Consider the following 19,942-nt stretch of genomic DNA (forward strand, 5'->3'; position numbering starts at 1 on the left):
CTACAAGCGTTAAACGCCCCTGACCGACCCTTGGGAGTTGATGATTCATGGATATCCGTAAAGTTAAGAAATTGATCGAATTGCTGGAAGAGTCCGGCATCGACGAGCTCGAGATCAAGGAAGGCGAAGAGTCCGTACGCATCAGCCGTCACAGCAAGACCCCGGCTCAGCAGTACTACGCGCCGGCTCCGATGCAAGCGCCGGCCGCTGCACCTGCCGCCGCTGCTGCTCCGGTTGCTGCCGCAGCCCCGGCTGCCGCTGCTGCGCCAGCGCTGAACGGCACTGTTGCCCGTTCGCCGATGGTCGGCACCTTCTATCGCAAATCTTCGCCAACCTCGCCGTCCTTCGTTGAAGTCGGCCAGACCGTGAAGAAAGGCGACACCCTGTGCATCGTCGAAGCCATGAAGATGATGAACCACATCGAAGCTGAAACCAGCGGTGTGATCGAATCCATCCTCGTCGAAGACGGCCAGCCGGTTGAGTACGACCAACCGCTGTTCACCATCGTTTGAACTGCGGAGAGCCTTTGATGACTGCGAAGTTGGAAAAAGTTCTGATCGCTAACCGCGGTGAGATCGCCCTGCGGATTCTGCGTGCCTGCAAAGAGATGGGCATCAAGACCGTCGCCGTTTACTCCAAGGCCGACAAAGAGCTGATGCACCTGGGTCTGGCAGACGAATCCGTCTGCATCGGCCCGGCGTCTGCCGCTCAGTCCTACCTGCACATCCCGGCCATCATCGCTGCTGCTGAAGTGACTGGCGCTACCGCCATTCACCCAGGCTACGGTTTCCTCGCGGAAAACGCCGATTTTGCCGAGCAAGTCGAGAACTCCGGCTTCGCCTTCATCGGCCCGAAAGCCGACACCATTCGCCTGATGGGCGACAAGGTATCGGCCAAGCACGCGATGATCGAAGCTGGCGTACCGACCGTTCCAGGTTCCGACGGCCCGCTGCCGGAAGACGAAGAAACGGCATTGCGCATCGGTCGTGAAGTCGGCTACCCGGTGATCATCAAGGCCGCTGGCGGCGGCGGTGGTCGCGGCATGCGCGTGGTGCACAAGGAAGAAGACCTGATCGCCTCGGCGAAACTGACCCGCTCCGAAGCTGGCGCGGCGTTCGGCAACCCGATGGTCTATCTGGAAAAATTCCTCACCAATCCACGTCACGTCGAAGTGCAGGTACTGTCCGACGGCCAGGGCCACGCCATTCATCTGGGCGACCGTGACTGCTCGCTGCAGCGTCGTCACCAGAAGGTTCTCGAAGAAGCGCCGGCACCGGGCATCGACGAGCAGGCGCGCCAGGAAGTACTGGCTCGTTGCGTCAAGGCGTGCATCGACATCGGTTACCGTGGCGCCGGCACCTTCGAGTTCCTCTACGAGAACGGTCGTTTCTACTTCATCGAAATGAACACCCGTGTTCAGGTGGAGCACCCGGTTTCGGAGATGGTCACCGGTATCGACATCGTCAAGGAGATGCTCAGCATCGCCGCTGGCAACAAGCTGTCGTTCACCCAGGATGACGTGGTTATCCGCGGTCACTCGCTGGAGTGCCGGATCAACGCTGAAGACCCGAAAACCTTCATGCCGAGCCCGGGCACGGTCAAGCATTTCCACGCCCCGGGCGGCAACGGCGTTCGCGTCGATTCGCACCTGTACAGTGGCTATGCCGTTCCGCCGAACTACGACTCGCTGATCGGCAAGCTGATCACTTACGGCGCCACCCGCGACGAAGCCATGGCACGCATGCGCAATGCCCTGGACGAAATCGTGGTTGACGGGATCAAGACCAACATCCCGCTGCACCGCGATCTGACCCGCGACGAAGGCTTCTGCAAAGGGGGCGTGAACATTCACTACCTCGAGCACAAGCTGGCTGGCGAGAAGCACTAAGCTTCAGCCCGCACCAGACAAAGCCGCCTTCGGGCGGCTTTGTTGTTTCTGCAGATTACATACACCCCTGCAGGCTCACGCCGACAAGGGTATGGCGTTTCAAGTCTCTCCCACAAACGGCGCGCGCTCGCGTAAACTTGCGCGCTTCTCGCTGGCCGCTAGGCTGCAATCAATATTTTTTCAAAGGTGCCCGCCATGCCTTGGCTGCAAGTACGCCTCGCCATCAGCCCGGAACAAGCCGAAACCTACGAAGACGCTTTCCTTGAAGTGGGCGCCGTGTCGGTGACCTTCATGGACGCCGAAGATCAGCCGATCTTCGAGCCGGAACTCAACACCACCCCGCTGTGGGCGCACACGCACCTGCTGGCGCTGTTCGAAGGCGGCACCGAGCCTGAACCGGTACTGGCGCACCTGGAACTGCTGACCGGCAGCCCGCTGCCCGAGCACCACAGCGAAGTCATCGAAGATCAGGACTGGGAACGCAGCTGGATGGACGGTTTCCAGCCGATGCGTTTCGGCCAGCGCCTGTGGATCGTGCCGAGCTGGCACGCGGCGCCGGAACCTGACGCGGTCAATCTGCTATTGGACCCGGGCCTGGCGTTCGGCACGGGCACACACCCGACCACCGCGCTGTGCCTGGAATGGCTCGACGGCCAGGACCTGAAAGACTGCAACGTGCTCGACTTCGGTTGCGGTTCGGGAATTCTGGCGATTGCCGCCCTGCTGCTCGGCGCCAAAGAAGCCGTCGGCACCGACATCGACGTACAGGCGCTGGAAGCCTCGCGCGACAACGCCGGGCGCAACAATATTGCCGACGAACTGTTCCCGCTGTACCTGCCGCAAGACCTGCCGCAGGTCAAAGCCGATGTGCTGGTCGCCAACATTCTCGCCGGCCCGCTGGTTTCGCTGGCGCCGCAGCTGTCCGGGCTGGTCAAGTCCGGTGGGCGTCTGGCGCTGTCGGGCATCCTCGCCGAACAAGGTGATGAAGTGGCCGCCGCTTATGCACAGGACTTCGATCTCGACCCGATCGCCAATCGCGATGGCTGGGTGCGCATCACCGGCCGTCGGCGCTAATATGTCCGCCTGCATAATCCGGATCGCCGCATGACCGACAGTTTCGTCACCCAGTGCCCGCATTGCCAAACCAGCTTCCGTGTCAGCCATGCTCAATTGAGCGTGGCCCGCGGGGTGGTTCGCTGCGGCTCCTGCCTGCAAGTGTTCAACGCCGCCAAACAGCTGCTTGAGCAACACGCCGGCAAGGACGCGGTGACACCGGTCGCGCCCCCCTTGGGCGAACCGGCGCCGAGCCCGGCACCAACGCCTGCGGCAGAACCTCCGTCCGTCGCCGAAACACCCGCACCACGCGCCATCAGCCAAAAGCAATGGAGCGCCTCGGACCTGGACCTCGACAGCCTCGATCTGGACGAAGAACTCGCCCGCCTCGAGCAACGTGAAATCCAGCCGACCACGGAATTCGGTCGCCCGCGGGAAGACGCCTTGAGCGCCCGCCGTGACAACCACGAAACCGATGAACCGGTATGGCGCGACAGCCTGTTCAGCGCTCGCGACGACGAGCATTTGCCCGAACATGAGCCCGAGCTCGCTGCCGAACCCGAGATTGTCGAGCCAGAACCACTCAAGCCTGCGCGCACCGAACCTTCGCTGTCGCTGGAACCGGTGGACCTGGACGACGAACCGGCGATCCCGCAACTGCGCCTGCACGATCCGATTGATCCACATGCCCGCCGCGAACGTTTGTCCGCCAGCGACGACAGCGATGAGGACGATCTGCCAGCGGTCGAGCCTTTGCGCAAACAGCGTGAACGCGCCGAACCGGGCGTGCGCGCTGAAGTCCTGCAGGACCTGACCGACGATCCGCTACAACTGGACTGGCAAAAGCGCCGCTCGCCCTGGGGCCGACGCCTGCTCTGGCTGCTGTTGGTGCTGCTGGCGGCCGGCGGCCTTGCCGGCCAATACATTGCCTATCATTTCGATGAGCTGGCGCGGCAGGATCAGTACCGCCCCTGGTTTCAGCAGGTCTGCCCGCAGATCGGCTGCACGGTGCCATCCAAAGTCGACATCGCCAGAATCAAGAGCAGCAACCTGGTGGTGCGCAGCCACCCGGAGTTCAGCGGCGCACTGGTGGTCGATGCGATCATCTATAACCGGGCGACGTTCTCCCAGCCGTTTCCGCTGCTGGAACTGCGCTTTGCCGACCTCAATGGCCATCTGATAGCCAGTCGTCGCTTCAAACCCGGCGAATACCTCAGTGGCGATCTCGAAGGGCTGGCGGAAATGCCACCACAAACACCGATCCACATCGCGCTGGATATTCTCGACCCGGGCCCGAAAGCGGTGAATTACAGCCTGAGTTTTCACTCCCCGGAGTGAACCGCTTCACCGCTTCTGCATTGACGGCGGTTTTCTGACTGCGCCGCGGCCAACCAAACCGCTGGCGATAACAGAATAACTGTTCAGATTTTGTTCAATTCAGCCTTTATCCAGTCATCGAGAGCGGGTATCATGCCAACCCTTTTTCGAACTCTCATGATCCGGCCCCACTTCAGGGAAGTCCTATGTCGGCGGTACGCATCGGCCCATACACATTGCAGAACGGCTTGATTCTCGCCCCGATGGCGGGGGTCACCGACCAGCCCTTTCGTCAGCTGTGCAAGCGTTTGGGCGCAGGGCTTGTAGTCTCGGAAATGGTCACCAGTGACATGAGCCTGTGGAACACCCGCAAGTCGCGCATGCGCATGATCCACGAAGGCGATCCCGAGCCACGCTCGGTACAGATTGCCGGTGGCGACGCGCAGATGCTGGCGGAGGCGGCCCGGGCCAACGTCGAGCTGGGCGCACAGATTATTGATATCAACATGGGTTGCCCGGCAAAGAAGGTCTGCAACAAGGCCGCCGGCTCCGCGTTACTGAAAGATGAAGCACTGGTGACCGAGATCCTGCAGGCCGTGGTGGCTGCGGTCGATGTGCCGGTCACCCTGAAGATCCGCACCGGATGGGATCGCGACAACAAGAACGGCTTGACCGTGGCGAAGATCGCCGAGCAGGCCGGGATCACCGCGCTGGCAGTGCATGGCCGCACTCGCGCCGATCTGTATACCGGTGAAGCCGAGTACGACACGATTGCCGCGATCAAGCAGGCCGTGTCGATTCCGGTGTTTGCCAATGGCGACATCGTTTCGCCGGGAAAGGCCCGTTACGTGCTCGACGCGACCGGTGCCGATGGCCTGTTGATAGGCCGTGCCGCCCAGGGGCGGCCATGGATTTTTCGTGAGATCGACCACTTCCTGCGTACCGGCGAGAAATTGCCGGCACCGGAGCTGATCGAAGTGGAACGCATCCTGCTGGAGCATCTGGCCGCACTTCACGCCTTCTATGGGGATGTGATGGGCGTCCGTATTGCCCGCAAGCATGTGGGCTGGTATCTCGCAACCTTGCCGGGCGCCAAGGAGTTTCGCGCCCACTTCAATCGTTTGGATGGTACGGAAACACAATGCGCCAACGTTCGGGAGTTTTTCGCCGAGCGTTACAAGAGCCTGACAGGGGACGAAGAAGGGGTGGCCGCATGACGATGATGACCGAGACTTTAGTGAGTGGAACAACACCCGTGAGCGACAACGTGAATTTGAAACAGCACCTCAATACCCCGAGCGAAGAAGGCCAGACCCTTCGCGGGAGTGTCGAGAAGGCGCTGCACAATTATTTCGCCCACCTTGAGGGCGCGTCCGTCACGGATGTGTACAACCTGGTGCTCTCCGAAGTCGAGGCTCCCCTGCTCGAAAGCGTGATGAACTACGTCAAGGGCAACCAGACCAAGGCCAGTGAGCTGCTCGGACTCAACCGCGGCACGCTGCGCAAGAAACTCAAGCAGTACGATCTGCTGTAAGCATTCAATCAAACCAGAAAGGCGCCCGCGTAAAACCGGTCGCCTTTTTTGCTGACTTCCTTTGCTTTTGATGGAAATTGAGATGACCGACCAGACTACCCGCCTGCCGATCCGCCGCGCCTTGATCAGCGTTTCCGACAAGACCGGGATCCTCGAATTCGCCAGGGAGCTCGAAGCTCTGGGCGTCGAGATCCTCTCCACCGGCGGGACGTTCAAGCTGCTGCGCGACAACGGCGTTGCCGCAGTGGAAGTCGCGGATTACACCGGTTTCGCTGAGATGATGGACGGTCGGGTGAAAACCCTGCACCCGAAAATCCATGGCGGGATCCTCGGTCGTCGCGGGATCGACGACGCGATCATGAACGAGCACGGTATCAAGCCGATCGACCTGGTTGCCGTTAACCTCTACCCATTCGAAGCCACCATCAACAAACCAGGCTGCGACCTGCCGACCGCGATCGAGAACATCGACATCGGCGGCCCGACCATGGTTCGTTCGGCAGCGAAAAACCATAAAGACGTGGCGATCGTGGTGAATGCCAGCGATTACGCCAACGTTCTGCAAAACCTCAAGGCCGGCGGCCTGACCTACGCGCAGCGTTTCGACCTGATGCTCAAGGCATTCGAACACACCGCCGCCTACGACGGCATGATCGCCAACTACATGGGCACCGTGAATCAGGCTGCCGACGTGCTGAGCACCGAAGGTCGCAGCGAATTCCCGCGCACCTTCAACAGCCAGTTCATCAAGGCTCAGGAAATGCGCTACGGCGAGAACCCGCACCAGAGCGCGGCGTTCTACGTGGAAGCCAAACCTGCCGAAGTCGGCATTGCCACCGCGACCCAACTGCAGGGCAAAGAGCTGTCGTACAACAACGTGGCCGACACCGACGCCGCGCTGGAATGCGTGAAGAGCTTCGTCAAACCGGCCTGCGTGATCGTCAAGCACGCCAACCCGTGCGGCGTGGCCGTGAGCCCGGACGCCGAGGGCGGCATCCGTCAGGCCTACGAACTGGCCTACGCCACCGACACCGAATCAGCCTTCGGCGGCATCATCGCTTTCAACCGTGAGCTGGATGCCGAGACCGCCAAGGCGATCGTCGAGCGTCAGTTCGTGGAAGTGATCATCGCCCCAAGCGTGAGCGAAGAAGCCCGCGCCATCGTCGCGGCCAAAGCCAACGTGCGCCTGCTGGCCTGCGGCGAGTGGTCGGCTGACCGCGCTCCGGCGTGGGACTACAAGCGCGTCAACGGTGGCCTGCTGGTACAGAGCCGCGACATCGGCATGATCGGCGCCGATGACCTGAAGGTCGTGACCAAGCGCGCCCCGACCGAACAGGAAATCAACGACCTGATCTTCGCCTGGAAAGTGGCCAAGTACGTTAAGTCCAACGCCATCGTCTACGCCAAGAACCGTCAGACCATCGGCGTCGGCGCCGGCCAGATGAGCCGCGTCAACTCGGCACGTATCGCCGCGATCAAGGCTGAACACGCCGGTCTGCAAGTCGCCGGTTCGGTGATGGCATCGGACGCGTTCTTCCCGTTCCGCGACGGTCTGGACAACGCGGCCAAGGTCGGTATCACGGCGGTGATCCAGCCGGGCGGCTCGATGCGTGATGCTGAAGTGATTGCCGCTGCCGATGAGGCAGGGATTGCGATGGTGTTCACCGGCATGCGCCACTTCCGTCACTAACCAGTCGACGGCCGCACTGAAGCCGGCATCTGCTGCGTTGGAGCCGACCTCGATGATGCTCATTGCCAAAAGGCAACTCCGCTCACCGAGGTCGACTCCGCCTTGCATCTACCGACTTCATTGCGACCTCCTACAGCGTGAAGCGCTTTAGGCTCTAAAAACAGAATTAGCGTCATCCGAGGTTTTTGAAATGAATGTTTTGATCATTGGCAGCGGTGGCCGTGAACACGCCCTGGCCTGGAAAGTGGCTCAGGATCCGCGTGTGCAGAAGGTTTTTGTCGCGCCGGGCAACGCCGGTACCGCGATTGAAGCCAAGTGCGAAAACGTCGCCATCGACGTACTGGCCCTTGAGCAACTGGCCGACTTCGCCGAGAAAAACGTTTCCCTGACCATCGTTGGTCCGGAAGTGCCACTGGTGGCGGGTGTGGTTGATCTGTTCCGCTCCCGTGGCCTGGACTGCTTCGGTCCGACCGCCGGCGCTGCACAGCTGGAAGGTTCGAAAGCCTTCACCAAGGACTTCCTCGCCCGTCACAAGATCCCGACGGCCGATTACCAGAACTTCACCGAGATCGAGCCGGCCTTGGCCTATCTGCGTGAGAAAGGCGCACCGATCGTGATCAAGGCCGATGGCCTGGCCGCCGGTAAAGGCGTGATCGTTGCCATGACCCTGGCCGAAGCCGAAGACGCCGTGCGTGACATGCTCGCCGGCAACGCGTTCGGCGACGCCGGTTCGCGCGTAGTCATCGAAGAATTCCTCGACGGCGAAGAAGCCTCGTTCATCGTCATGGTCGACGGCAAGAACGTCCTGCCGATGGCCACCAGCCAGGACCACAAACGTGTCGGCGACGGCGACAGCGGCCCGAACACCGGCGGCATGGGTGCCTACTCCCCTGCCCCGGTGGTCACCGCTGACGTGCACCAGCGCGTGATGGATCTGGTGATCTGGCCGACCGTGCGCGGCATGGCTGAGGAAGGCAACGTCTACACCGGTTTCCTGTATGCCGGTCTAATGATCGACAAGGCCGGCAATCCGAAGGTCATCGAGTTCAACTGCCGCTTCGGCGATCCGGAAACCCAACCGGTGATGCTGCGTCTGCAGTCGAGCCTGGTGCTGCTGGTCGAAGCCGCTCTGGCGCAAGCGCTGGACAAGGTTGAAGCACAGTGGGACCCACGTCCGAGCGTCGGCATCGTTCTGGCCGCTGGCGGCTACCCGGGCGACTACGCCAAGGGCGCAGCGATCAACGGTCTGGACACCGCCGCCAGCCTGGAAGGCAAAGTCTTCCATGCCGGCACCGCGCTGAAAGACGGCAACGTGGTCACCGCCGGTGGTCGCGTACTCTGCGCCACCGCCATGGGCGCCAGCGTGAGCGACGCCCAGCAGCAGGCCTACAAACTGGCGGCGGCGATCGACTGGGAAGGTTGCTTCTACCGCAAGGACATTGGCTACCGCGCCATTGCCCGTGAACGTGGCGAAACCCAGGAATAAGCTGCACATCACGCCCGGCGGGGAATGCCGTTCCTTGCCGGGCTGTTCCGCCGTCGCGCATCGTTATATTCTGGCATCAACCTACGAAGGGATTTCGCCGTGCGCTGGCTCAGGATTGCCATAAGCTTCACCGTCACGTTGCTGACCTTGCTCTGCATGCTCCCGGCCCAGGCCGCGCAAGGCAGTGGCTGGTCGGTATTGCTCGACGACCAGGGCAATCTGCAACTGAGCGACATTCGCTCGGCTCGCTACACCAATCAATTCAGCCCCATCGAACTGGACCGCCTCACGGCCGCCGAGCCCGATGGCGCACTGTGGCTGCGTTTCAAACTGGCGCCGGGCAAACACGAACAGGTGCTGCGCATCTTTGCCCCGGACCTGTCGCACCTCAATCTCTATGTGCTGGACGGCGACCAGCTGATCGAGCAACGCGACACCGGCACCCGCCAGCCCCAGGCTGAACGGCCATTGCCGAGCAGCGACTTCATGCTGCCGCTGCCCCAGAGCAACAAACCTCTCGATATCTACCTGCGGATGGTCTCCGACCACCAGTTACGCCCGCATATCACGCTGCAATCAGCCGTGATGAGTGCGGCCAACCAAAACCAGACATTGATTTTCGGCCTGTTGTTCGGCTGCCTCGGCATGTTGTTGCTGCACAACCTGGTGCGCTACGCCTATTCCCGTTCGCGCAGCAGCCTGTGGCTGGCCATTTGCGAAGCTCTGCTGGCGCTCAGCCTGTTGTTGCTGCTCAACCTCGCTGGTCCCTGGTTGCCGAACTGGCATGCGATCCAGACCCCGGGCGCCTACCTCGCGCTGTTGCTGACCGCCCCGGCCGGGCTGATGTTCGCCTTGCGCTTCTTCGCCCCGCTCGGTCCGCACCCGCTGAACAAACTGCTGCTGGGCGACATTCTGTTCATCGTGACCTGCAGCCTGTTGCTGTTGTTCGTCAACACCCTGCCGCTGAACATCATCACCTATGCGCTGGTGGCCCTGGCCGGCCTGAGCATGCTGTTCGTGGCGGTCTATCACTGGCAGAAGGGCTATCGTCCGGCACGGCTGTTTGTCGCGGCAATGGTGGTGTTCAACATCGGCACGCTGATCATTCTGCCGGCGCTGCTCGGGTTGACCCTGGTTGCACCGCAAGGCTTGATCATGACGCTGATGGCGTTCATTTGCGTCAGCGGCCTGTTGATGAGCATTGCCTTGGGCGAGCGCCAGCGCAGCATCACCGAAAGCCGTTTCAGCATCAGCCGCGACCTCGCCGCGAGCAATGCCGAGATCAACGCCAAGGCCGAATTCCTCGCCAAGATCAGCCACGAAATCCGCACCCCGATGAACGGCGTACTGGGCATGACCGAGCTGCTGCTGGGCACCCCGCTGTCGGTTAAACAACGCGATTACGTGCAGACCATCCACAGCGCCGGCAACGAACTGCTGACGCTGATCAACGAGATTCTCGACATCTCCAAGCTCGAATCCGGGCAGATCGAACTGGACGACGTGCAGTTCGACCTCAACGCCCTGATCGACGATTGCCTGAGCATCTACCGCGCCAAGGCCGAACAGCAGAACGTCGAGCTGATCAGCTTCATTCAGCCGCAGGTGCCGCGCGTGATCAGCGGTGACCCGACCCGCTTGCGCCAGACGCTGCTGAGCCTGCTGGAAAACGCCCTGAAAAAAACCGACGAAGGCGAAGTGCTGATCGTCGTCGCCCTCGACGAGCGCAGTGTCAAACCGCGCCTGCGCATCGCCGTGCAGGACAGCGGCCAGCCGATGGAGCCGGAGGAACGCGAAGCGCTGATGCACGCCGAACTGCACAGCAAGCATTTCCTCTCGGCCAACCGCCTGGGCGGCAACCTCGGACTGGTGATCGCACGGCAACTGATCCGCCTGATGCACGGCGAATTCGGCATCAAGAGCGGCGCCAGTCAGGGCAGCACGTTGTGGCTGACCTTGCCGCTCGATCCAGATCGCCTCGAACACCCGACTTCCGATCTCGACAGCCCGTTGCAAGGCGCGCGCGTGCTGGTGGTCGACGACAACGACACCTGCCGCAAAGTGCTGGTGCAGCAATGCAGCGCCTGGGGCCTGAACGTCAGTGCCGTGCCGTCTGGCAAGGAAGCGCTGGCGCTGCTGCGGACCAAGGCGCACCTGCGCGACTATTTCGATGTGGTGCTGCTCGATCAGAACATGCCCGGCATGACCGGCATGCAACTGGCCGCGAAGATCAAGGAAGACCCGAGCCTGAACCACGATATCCTGCTGATCATGCTCACCGGCATCAGCAACGCGCCGAGCAAGATCATCGCGCGCAACTCCGGGATCAAGCGCATTCTCGCCAAACCGGTGGCTGGCTATACGCTCAAGACCACGCTCGCCGACGAGTTGAACCAGCGCAACAAGGGCCAGGTGGTGTTCCAGCCGCAAGTGGTGACGCCGTCTACGGCAGCCAAGGTGCCGAGCGATTTCCGCATCCTTGTCGCCGAAGACAACACTATCTCGACCAAAGTGATTCGCGGCATGCTCGGCAAACTCAACCTGCAACCGGACACCGCCAGCAACGGCGAAGAAGCCCTGCAGGCGATGAAAGCCCAACGTTACGATCTGGTGTTGATGGACTGCGAAATGCCGATTCTCGATGGTTTCTCCGCGACCCAGCAACTGCGCGCCTGGGAGGTCAGCAACCAGCGCATCCGCACACCGATCGTCGCGCTGACGGCGCACATCCTCGCCGAACACAAAGAACGCGCACGTCAGGCCGGCATGGATGGGCACATGTCCAAACCCGTCGAGTTATCGCAGTTGCGCGAGTTGATCGAGCATTGGGTGGCCCAGCGTGATCAGCAGAACCGAACGGCGTCGACCTTCTGAATCGCCCGTTGGCGGGATGCAATCGACGCTCGAGTGCACCCGGTGAGCTGGGCGAGACGGACACCACCGCGGCCTGCGCTGCCATGAGTTCTGTCACGCCTCAATCGCTGCTCGACTGATAGACTCCATCCCCACACTCTCCTGCCGCGAGCCGACACCATGCTCCATGTGCTGTTCAGCGTTTACCTGAAGATGCTGGTGCTCTACAGCCCGTTCTTCGTATTGTCCTGTTTCATCAGCCTGACCCGTGGTTATTCGCGCAAGGAACAACGACGCCTGGCCTGGAAGGTGGCGTTGGCGACGCTGGTCTCCAGCGTGTTGCTGTATCTGTTCGGGCGGGTGATTTTCGATGTGTTCGGCATCACCGTGGATGCTTTTCGCATAGGTGCCGGCAGTGTGCTGTTCATTTCGGCACTGGGCATGGCACAGGGAAAACCGGCGGTGCAGGCCGATAACGTGCAGCAGGACGTGACCATCGTGCCGCTGACCATTCCGTTGACGGTCGGCCCCGGCACCATCGGTGCTTTGTTGGTCATGGGCGTCAGCCAGCCACACTGGGACGACAAACTCACCGCGATCATGAGCATCGCACTGGCCAGCTTCACCGTGGGCGTGGTGCTCTACCTGTCGAACCGCATCGAGCGGATCCTCGGCGATCAGGGTTTGCAGATTGTCAGTCGGCTGATGGGCTTGTTTGTCTGTGCCTTGGCGGCACAGATTATCTTCACCGGTATAAAGGGTTATCTGGTGCCCTGACGGCCGGGATCGCGGATAACGGGTGCACAACAAAACGCCGCGAACGACAGGGTTCGCGGCGTTTTGCTGTCGGACGACCTTACGCGGCGATCGCGGGTACCGCCGTCAGATCCTGCAGCGTCATGCTTTTCGAACGCCCTTCACCAGCCAGCAAACGTTGCACCCACGTCGATACCGCATGGGATTGCTGGTGATTGAACGCGAGGAAAACCTCGCCGCGCAACGCCTCGTCAGCAGAACAGACATCACGCAAGATCAGGCAATGCTCACTGTCTGGATCAATGATCAGCAGATGTTCCCGGACGATTTCGAAGAGCAGTTTTTCCGGCGCATCGAACTCCCAGATCAACTTGCCAGGCACCGCTGGCACTTCACCCGACGCGTGCCGGCAATCAATGATCAGCGAATCAAGCCTGCGCCAGGCGGCCCGCGATAGCCTGCAGGTCACATGCCCCTGCCCCAGCCGCAGAACCATCAAAGAGACGTCATCGGGAATCAGCGGCAACAGATCATCCACACGGTCCTGTGCCTCAATGGTCACCACCTGAGCGTTGCGCTGGAAGTAGTTGAATCGCCCAAGGCCGTGCATGCCCGGATAGGTCTGCACCGTGCCCGCGGCAGGCTCGTGGAGCAATACCGTGGTTGCCCCCTCGCGGGATGATTGATGCTGTGTACCGAGCAGAACAACATCCAAAGGCAGCGCTTTGCCGACAACGCGCACCAGCCTGGCACCCTGCACGTCATACCATTGCAGACTGTCCGGACCAGACTCGACGAAAACGAAATCTTCGTGATCGACGTCGTTCAACAAGGTTTGCAGGCGTTCGAGCAGCGGACCGCCCTGCGCAGTGACCCAATGTCGATTGACCCCACTGATGACTTCAGACTCCTGATAGCGAAGGTTCAGCAATACGCCTTCCACCGTAGTGCCCGCTAACCCCGAGCCGTCGACGCGCACCTCGGCAAATCGCCAGTCAGCCCATTCCGGCACAGGTGCAGGCAGAGCGTCGGCGTGCAACAACTGCGCACCTGCGCCAAAAGCCCGCTCAAGATTCTGCGGATCCATGAGTGGCTGGCTCCAGATCGCTCCGCTCGAGAGGTCAAACACCCAGCACGCCTGGTTATCGGGTGTGACGCCGAGCAAACGTACTTCCTTGTCGCGCCCCATATCGCACAGCAGCAAGCGGTTGTTCACAAACCAGGCCGACAGGTTGCCGTCACCGGCGACGTTGCGTAAACCGACAATCGCAAAACCGTTCGCCGCATAACGTTTGGCGATTGATTCCAGCGCCAGCCACCATTGCGCTCGATCCTGCAGCCATCGCTCATCAAGGCCAGCCAGCAGCACATCGCCTTGCGCGGTCAGATTGAAGAAACGCCCCTCGTCATCGAGTAGCAGATACCCCCCGTCAACAGCCACCACCTGCGTCAGTCCTGCCGGCTCGATCCAGCGTTTCGACCATTGCGCCTGGCCCTGCCTCACGGTTCGCTCCTGCCGGCAAAGCGTCTGGTCGATGCGGTTGTAGATGAAGAACACATCGGCGGTGTCCGTCATCGGCATCAGCATCAAGTCGCCGAGGTGCTTGATCGAGTCTTTCCAGCCGCGGGCATGACGAGGCAGCGGCTGGGGATGAATCAGCAGTCGATCGGCGCTGCGGATCCAGACCATATCGCGCTTGCCCGGATCGAATGCCCAACACACGGAAACATAGGCCGCCGGTTGCCACTCCACCGTAGTCACACCATCTTTTTCGGGATGGGAACGGGCGATCAGGTAATTGCCCAGCACCGAGGGCCAATCGACCAGCGTATCGCTGGCAAACACGGTGGCTTGCAACTCGCGATGCTGACCGTAAGTCACCGAACCGAGCAATAACTGTCCGTCGTGGATCAGGTAACCGAATTCACGCGGGGCATGGGCAGCGCTGACCGTTTGCACAAAATGAATCACGCCGTGGGCATCGACCTGGAATTTGTCGAGCAGACTGTCCCCCTCCAGCAATACACGGAAGCGATGTTTGATCAGTCCGCTGAGCGTATCGACCTGCCAGATGTCGTAGCTGTCCGCCACGTAAAAGTACGCGTAACCGTTGACCACCAGCGCCAGCTGGGCCTCATCGGTTTCCCCGGCGCCTTCGTTGCGAATATAGAGAAAGCGCTCTTCGTGCGCGTCATACCACCCTGTGACGTACCGGGGTTGTTGCGGTGACTCGAATGGGATTGGCCACTGATGAATCGGCGTGTAGGGCAGCAGCAAACGATGCTCGTTGGCCAACATCTTGTAGTGCGTCAGCAACGCCTGCTCATCCAGCCCGGCAGGCGCACTCTGTTCGATGATCGCCAGCTGACGCCTGACCTGATCAACCTGGAACAATTGCTGATCGGCTATACGCAAGCGCAGCGTATGTCGACCACGGCCGGACAGCTTCAGGTGCACATTGCCGATGTACAGCTCACCGAGTTCGACGCGGATATCCGTCACACGCGCCCATCCGGCCTCCAGCACCCAGCTGCATCGGGTGCCACTCGGCGCTTGCAATTCGATGTCATAACCGCGGCTCAGCGCCAATGTGCATGAAGCGCCGGCTCCGCAAATACGGTAGGACACCTTGCCCTCCCAGATACTCGGCAGCGACGGCGCCACCAGGACCCGTTCGACGGCATCCAGCTGCACCTCGATGACAGTCTGGCGATAGTCGGCATACAACCGATGCAGGATGTATTCGCAAGGAAAGGAATAAAACGAAAAACGAAACAGCCAATTGCCGTTCTTGTTCTTTTTTTCCAGACGTCGCGCCGTATCGAAACCGCGGTCGTCGCGCAGGTTGCCAAATGGCAGGGCCTTGTATTCATAGCCATAGCAAGTCTGCGGTGTACATGGCAAGACGATGGTCTGTTTGGCTGGAGGGGTAAACACGATCTCGCCCGGCAGTTTTAACTGCTGACGAATATCAATCGCCCGGTCGTAGTCGAGGTCGTAGTCCGTCACGCCGATGTGATCACGCAAAGGGTAGAGTTTGGGACTGTCGAGGCGCAGTTTGCCATTGGCCAGATCAATACTTTTGACCAGCAGCGAAGGCGGCACAATCCAGGCGCCCAGGCGAGCGTCGAAGTGAAAGCCGATCCCGCGATACGCATGTTCCATGTCCGCGAAAAAGTTACCGACGGCCTCCGCATCACGTGCAATGCCGGTAAAGCCCTGGGCGAGCGCAGCGAACCCGACCGCCAGACCGCCGAGGATGACCCCCGCGCCCCCGAGCACGGCCGCAGCGGTTGAGGCGCCGGCCAGTGCCGCTCCGATCCCCCCCGCCGTCAAGGCCAGGCTGGCTGAGTCAAAGGCCAGTTGGGTGCCGAACTGTGCCTTCTCGACCTCATCTTCGGCGGTCGCCAACTGGTAGACATCAAAACCAACGTTGGCCAGCCCCAGCACGGCGCCGACACCTTCATTGGCAGCGTGACCCAGCGCTTCGCTGACCACCGGCCCAACGGTGCGGGCAATGACCTTTTGCTCATTCAGCGCCGTGCGCACCAGGCGAATCAGCCCCACGACATCCACCACGTTGCCATGCACCAACTGTGCATAGTTGACGTAGCCATGCAGACGCACAGCCGTGGTCAGTGTGCGCGCCTCCCCTTCCCGTCCGCGCAATGTGTTCATCAAGGCCTGAAGAGTGAAGCCGGCGTTAAGGGTATGCACACTGCCGGCTTCGGTGGGATCCACCCCATGAGCGGTCCGCTGCGGTTTGCGCGCCAAGGTTGAGAACTGCCCGGACAACCAGGTTTTGATGCGCAACAGACGGTGATCCTCACTGAGCACCTCGACCACCTGCGCAGGATTTGACGGATTGATGAGACTCAGTCGGTATGAGCCTTCAGGCGTCACTTGCAGCGTTTCGAACAACGGCACCAAAGGCGTCGCCCCGGCGTGCAGTTTTTGCAAGGCCGCTGTGGCGGCGGCGATCTCCTGGCCCCACCAATGGCTGTCCAGTCCGAGCAGGCTCGCGCCCAGGTGGGCGTTTTCGATCAGCGATCGGCCGTGCGCGCTATTAAGACGCTGGCGAAGGCTGCCTTCCGGTTGTTCCGGCAACGGTTCATTACTCAACAATGTGCCCGCCGTTATCGCGCCGGACAATGGCCAGGATGAGATCCGCTCGGCGTGCAGCTCTGCCAGATTGAACTGTGGCCGCGTTTCGTCACCGTAAGCTGCGTAATAACCGGCCATCTTCTGACGCACGAAAAAATGCTCGAGCGCTTGCTGGAACTGGATGGCGTCGCTGAACCCGAACAGGCCAAAGTTGGGATCATAGAAGTGATAAGTGGTCACCCCTCCCGCCACGGTTTTAGCCGCGAGCATCGAATGGTTGTCCGAGTTGAGCATCAACATCCGGGGGCCGCTGCGACTCTCCAGAGCGGCGCTGATTTGCGTGAGGTCGGCATGGCCCAGCGGCGTACCGACGTCACTCAGTGCGATACCGCGCAGTTCCTCCACCGCGTGCTTGAAAGCGATCGAATCGTTCTTCCCTGGCTCGATCACCGCCAGAAAAAAGCGTTCGCGTAATTGCTGGAGGGCTGGGCTGCCCTCGGTAAGGGCCGCGCTCATCAGCAACGCCAATGGGTAACACCGCCCGCCAATGGCCTCGCCGCGACCACCGAGCAAGAAATCCTGAGGCACCGCTGCGAAACTGCCGAAGTCGAACGAACCGAGCAGGCGATCGGTTTGCTCGTTGATCTGCATGCGATGTTCAAGTGTGGCGACGTGTTGGATCTGCCCGACCTGCCGCCCCCACTGGCGCTGGGTGTGCGCATCCTTCAAGGCGCTTTTCTTCAGCGCCAGTGCCCCCACGGCGCTGGTTGGCAACAGGTCAGCCGCCAGACCGTTCAGGAACGCCCGATCCTGTCGCTGATACAGATGTCGCTCGATGACCGCGTAACGATTGGAACCCCCCAGATCACGAACCTGGTTGGCGAGGTTGTCCAGCTCCCCCGTGCGCGCCAGGAACGCCTGACCGTGCAGCGAGTCGGCTCCAATCAGTGCGCCGAGGGCCAGTCGTTGCAACGGGGTAATCTCGTCAAGACTGAGCTCACCACGGCCCATCCCGACCAGCACTTCATCCAGCCCCAGCGCTTGCGTATTGGCGACACTGAGAAACGGCGGAGGCAGCGCACTGGCTGGCTGTTGCCTGATCAGCTGGCGTTCGGCGTAACTCAACGGCAATGGATGCTCAAAGATGACAGGGCCATCATGACCAAGGCGCATCGCCCTGATAAACGGCTCGCCAAGGGTATCGACCAGGTGCTGCAAGACGTCCGTCAGCAATACGGTGCGGCCTTCGATTTTTGGCCATCCCTGTTCAAACACCAGGGTCGAGCCCTTGAGCAACTGCCCAATATCACCCGCATAACGGGTTTTATATTCACCGCTACTCCAGCGCTGGCGCTCTGTCTTGAGCCATTGCTCAGGATCGGTTTCGTTGTCTTTCCAGGAGTGGTCCTGCTCCTCTTCGGTATCGCGATTGATTGTCCCAAGGGCAGAGATCGGCGTATCCGCGCGAAACACCTGCGCATCCACAGGGGTAAAGTGAGTTCTTTCGTAATCGCCCATGCTGTCGCGCATGGCGCCGGGTCCGGTCAGGTAGATGGTCAGTTCGCTTTGCAGGCGAATGCCGTCACTGAAGTGACAGGCTGCTGCATGGGCCAGAAACGCTGCAAAAATTTCCTGCTCTGCGGGCAGTTCGCCCAGAGGGCCATAGAATTTCTCTAACGCCTCATTTGCCAGCTCTGACATACGCTCCCTGTCACTCAACGCAACTCCTCGCTGCACCGCTAAACGGGCCGTGGCATCAATCAAGTCATAGCTCAAGCGCAATCGCTTGATCAGCGATTGCAACATCGCTGCGCCGGGGTGAGCCATCAAAAATGCATTGCTCATCGACCCCCCTTCAGCAACAGCCCTCAGCGCAAAAGGTCGGACCAGCCGATCTGCCGGAGGCTGAAACACCTCGCCCATGGCGGGATGGCTTTTGGCGAAGGTTTCGATTGTCGAACGGTGCTCGAGAGGGATCTGTTCCAGATAAGGCGTATAGCGCTGACGCAGCGCCTGACGTCCGGGCATCCAGTGCGGATTGTGATCGAGCATCAGTTGCAAGACGCCGGCGCGGGCCGGCGGTTGAAGGCTGCCCATGTCAACACCGGCGAGATGCTTTCGCAGCGGTGGCAGGTTATCCACATCGGCGTAACTGCCACCTTCGCGGTACAGGACCTCGGCACGCACCACATCGGACGCCGCCGCCAGATTGCCGCGCAAACGGGTCTCGCGTTCGTAGATGTCTTGCAATTGCAGCGGTTCTTCGCCGACATCAAGATCGCGCAACTGCAGGTCGGCTCCCGCGAGTGCCTGCACGCTGTCACGATTGCGCTCCCTGAGCAGTTGCAACGTTGCGCGGTCCTGGCCGTAGGCCTCGACCAACAACGCGATGCGTGCTTCATCAGCCGACTCGCCGCCTTCAACGGCAGCATTGATGTGGGCGTACATTTGCTGCTTCAAGACGATCGCGCGCTCTTCGTAGAGAGTGGCCAACGCACTTTCATCAATGACTTTTTCACCAACCTGTGCGAGCGCATCGGCCTTGGCCGCCTCGACAATCAGCTTGTTGGTCTGGTGGGCCAGCAGTGCATCACTGTCATACCAGAGATTGAGTGCATAACCTTGCCCGGCAAGCACCTGGCGCCAGACGTAGAGGTAATCGCGCTGAATGTCACCAACACCACCACCGAGCCAGACAAAGTGCAGCGTTTTCGCAACAGGTGTCGGCGCGGTTTTGAGCAGCGCAGCACTCGACTGAACACGGGACTCGAAGTGTTCGACCTGATGGTAGATATTCGTTAGCCGGTCATTCGTGACAGGCTGCTCCGTACCGCGCTTTACTCGCCCCGGCGCCAGCAGCAGGGCCAGGGTCTGACGCAGCAGGGCCAGCGGTTCAAGTATTCGTGCGGAGTTTTGGGGGTCGACACAAGCGCTGTAAAAACGCAGTACGGCATCACTCAGTTGGTTGTCGGCTTGCAGTTCAAGAGCCTTTTTAAGGTCGGCCAGATCAAACAGACTGGCAAAATCGAACTCTTTATCCTCGGATGTTTTATTACTCTTCATAAACCGGGTCTCAACGAGATAATTGAGCCAACACGCTAACTACCATCAACTTCAGGCTCAAACCGGATTACATTCAAATATTATCGTGCGTCGCCAATTGCAAGCGCCCATGTCAGCAGACACATGGACATTTATAGACCGTCTGTTACGCACAACCGACAACCCCAACAAACAATAACTATTGCCTGACAACCGAT

The 19,942-nt window shown here is 60.6% G+C and carries 11 protein-coding genes; 10 read left to right on the forward strand and 1 reads right to left on the reverse strand.

Annotation, left to right across the window (positions count from 1 at the left end; genetic code table 11):
• Positions 1-47: 47 nt before the first annotated feature.
• The 10 genes from accB to K5Y35_RS04340 all read left to right on the forward strand — a co-directional run bounded on the left by accB (position 48) and on the right by K5Y35_RS04340 (position 12,598).
• Positions 48-512 (forward strand): acetyl-CoA carboxylase biotin carboxyl carrier protein, encoded by a 465-nt coding sequence (gene accB, locus K5Y35_RS04295; RefSeq protein ID WP_103306135.1) that lies wholly within the window; start codon positions 48-50, stop codon positions 510-512.
• Positions 513-529: 17 nt separating this feature from the next.
• Positions 530-1,888 (forward strand): acetyl-CoA carboxylase biotin carboxylase subunit, encoded by a 1,359-nt coding sequence (gene accC, locus K5Y35_RS04300; protein ID WP_045122275.1) that lies wholly within the window; start codon positions 530-532, stop codon positions 1,886-1,888.
• A gap of 195 nt (positions 1,889-2,083) precedes the next feature.
• On the forward strand, positions 2,084-2,962 hold the full coding sequence (gene prmA, locus K5Y35_RS04305) for a 50S ribosomal protein L11 methyltransferase (protein ID WP_123471045.1): 879 nt from the start codon (positions 2,084-2,086) through the stop codon (positions 2,960-2,962).
• A gap of 30 nt (positions 2,963-2,992) precedes the next feature.
• Entirely contained in the window at positions 2,993-4,279 is a 1,287-nt protein-coding gene (locus tag K5Y35_RS04310) for a DUF3426 domain-containing protein (protein ID WP_222833749.1), read from the forward strand.
• Positions 4,280-4,464: 185 nt separating this feature from the next.
• Complete coding sequence (gene dusB / locus K5Y35_RS04315) at positions 4,465-5,475, forward strand: tRNA dihydrouridine synthase DusB (RefSeq protein WP_222833750.1); 1,011 nt, start codon at positions 4,465-4,467, stop codon at positions 5,473-5,475.
• Positions 5,472-5,792 (forward strand): DNA-binding transcriptional regulator Fis, encoded by a 321-nt coding sequence (fis, locus tag K5Y35_RS04320; RefSeq protein ID WP_002555375.1) that lies wholly within the window; start codon positions 5,472-5,474, stop codon positions 5,790-5,792. The genes dusB and fis overlap by 4 nt, the downstream gene beginning before the upstream one ends.
• 82 nt (positions 5,793-5,874) lie before the next feature.
• Positions 5,875-7,482, forward strand: coding sequence for a bifunctional phosphoribosylaminoimidazolecarboxamide formyltransferase/IMP cyclohydrolase (gene purH, locus K5Y35_RS04325; protein WP_123471039.1), 1,608 nt, complete (start codon positions 5,875-5,877; stop codon positions 7,480-7,482).
• Positions 7,483-7,672: 190 nt separating this feature from the next.
• Positions 7,673-8,968, forward strand: a complete 1,296-nt coding sequence (gene purD, locus K5Y35_RS04330; protein ID WP_123471037.1) for a phosphoribosylamine--glycine ligase — start codon at positions 7,673-7,675, stop codon at positions 8,966-8,968.
• 99 nt (positions 8,969-9,067) lie between these two features.
• Positions 9,068-11,842 carry a hybrid sensor histidine kinase/response regulator gene (locus K5Y35_RS04335; protein WP_222833751.1) on the forward strand — a complete coding sequence of 925 codons (2,775 nt, stop codon included), beginning with the start codon at positions 9,068-9,070 and terminating at the stop codon, positions 11,840-11,842.
• Positions 11,843-12,001: 159 nt separating this feature from the next.
• Positions 12,002-12,598, forward strand: a complete 597-nt coding sequence (locus tag K5Y35_RS04340; protein ID WP_064117315.1) for a MarC family protein — start codon at positions 12,002-12,004, stop codon at positions 12,596-12,598.
• A gap of 79 nt (positions 12,599-12,677) precedes the next feature.
• Here the strand turns inward: K5Y35_RS04340 and K5Y35_RS04345 are convergent, their stop codons facing one another.
• Complete coding sequence (locus tag K5Y35_RS04345) at positions 12,678-19,745, reverse strand: TcdA/TcdB pore-forming domain-containing protein (RefSeq protein ID WP_222833752.1); 7,068 nt, start codon at positions 19,743-19,745, stop codon at positions 12,678-12,680.
• Between the last annotated feature and the right edge of the window lie 197 nt (positions 19,746-19,942).

The organism is Pseudomonas sp. SC3(2021) (assembly GCF_019856535.1).
GTDB lineage: Bacteria > Pseudomonadota > Gammaproteobacteria > Pseudomonadales > Pseudomonadaceae > Aquipseudomonas > Aquipseudomonas monsensis.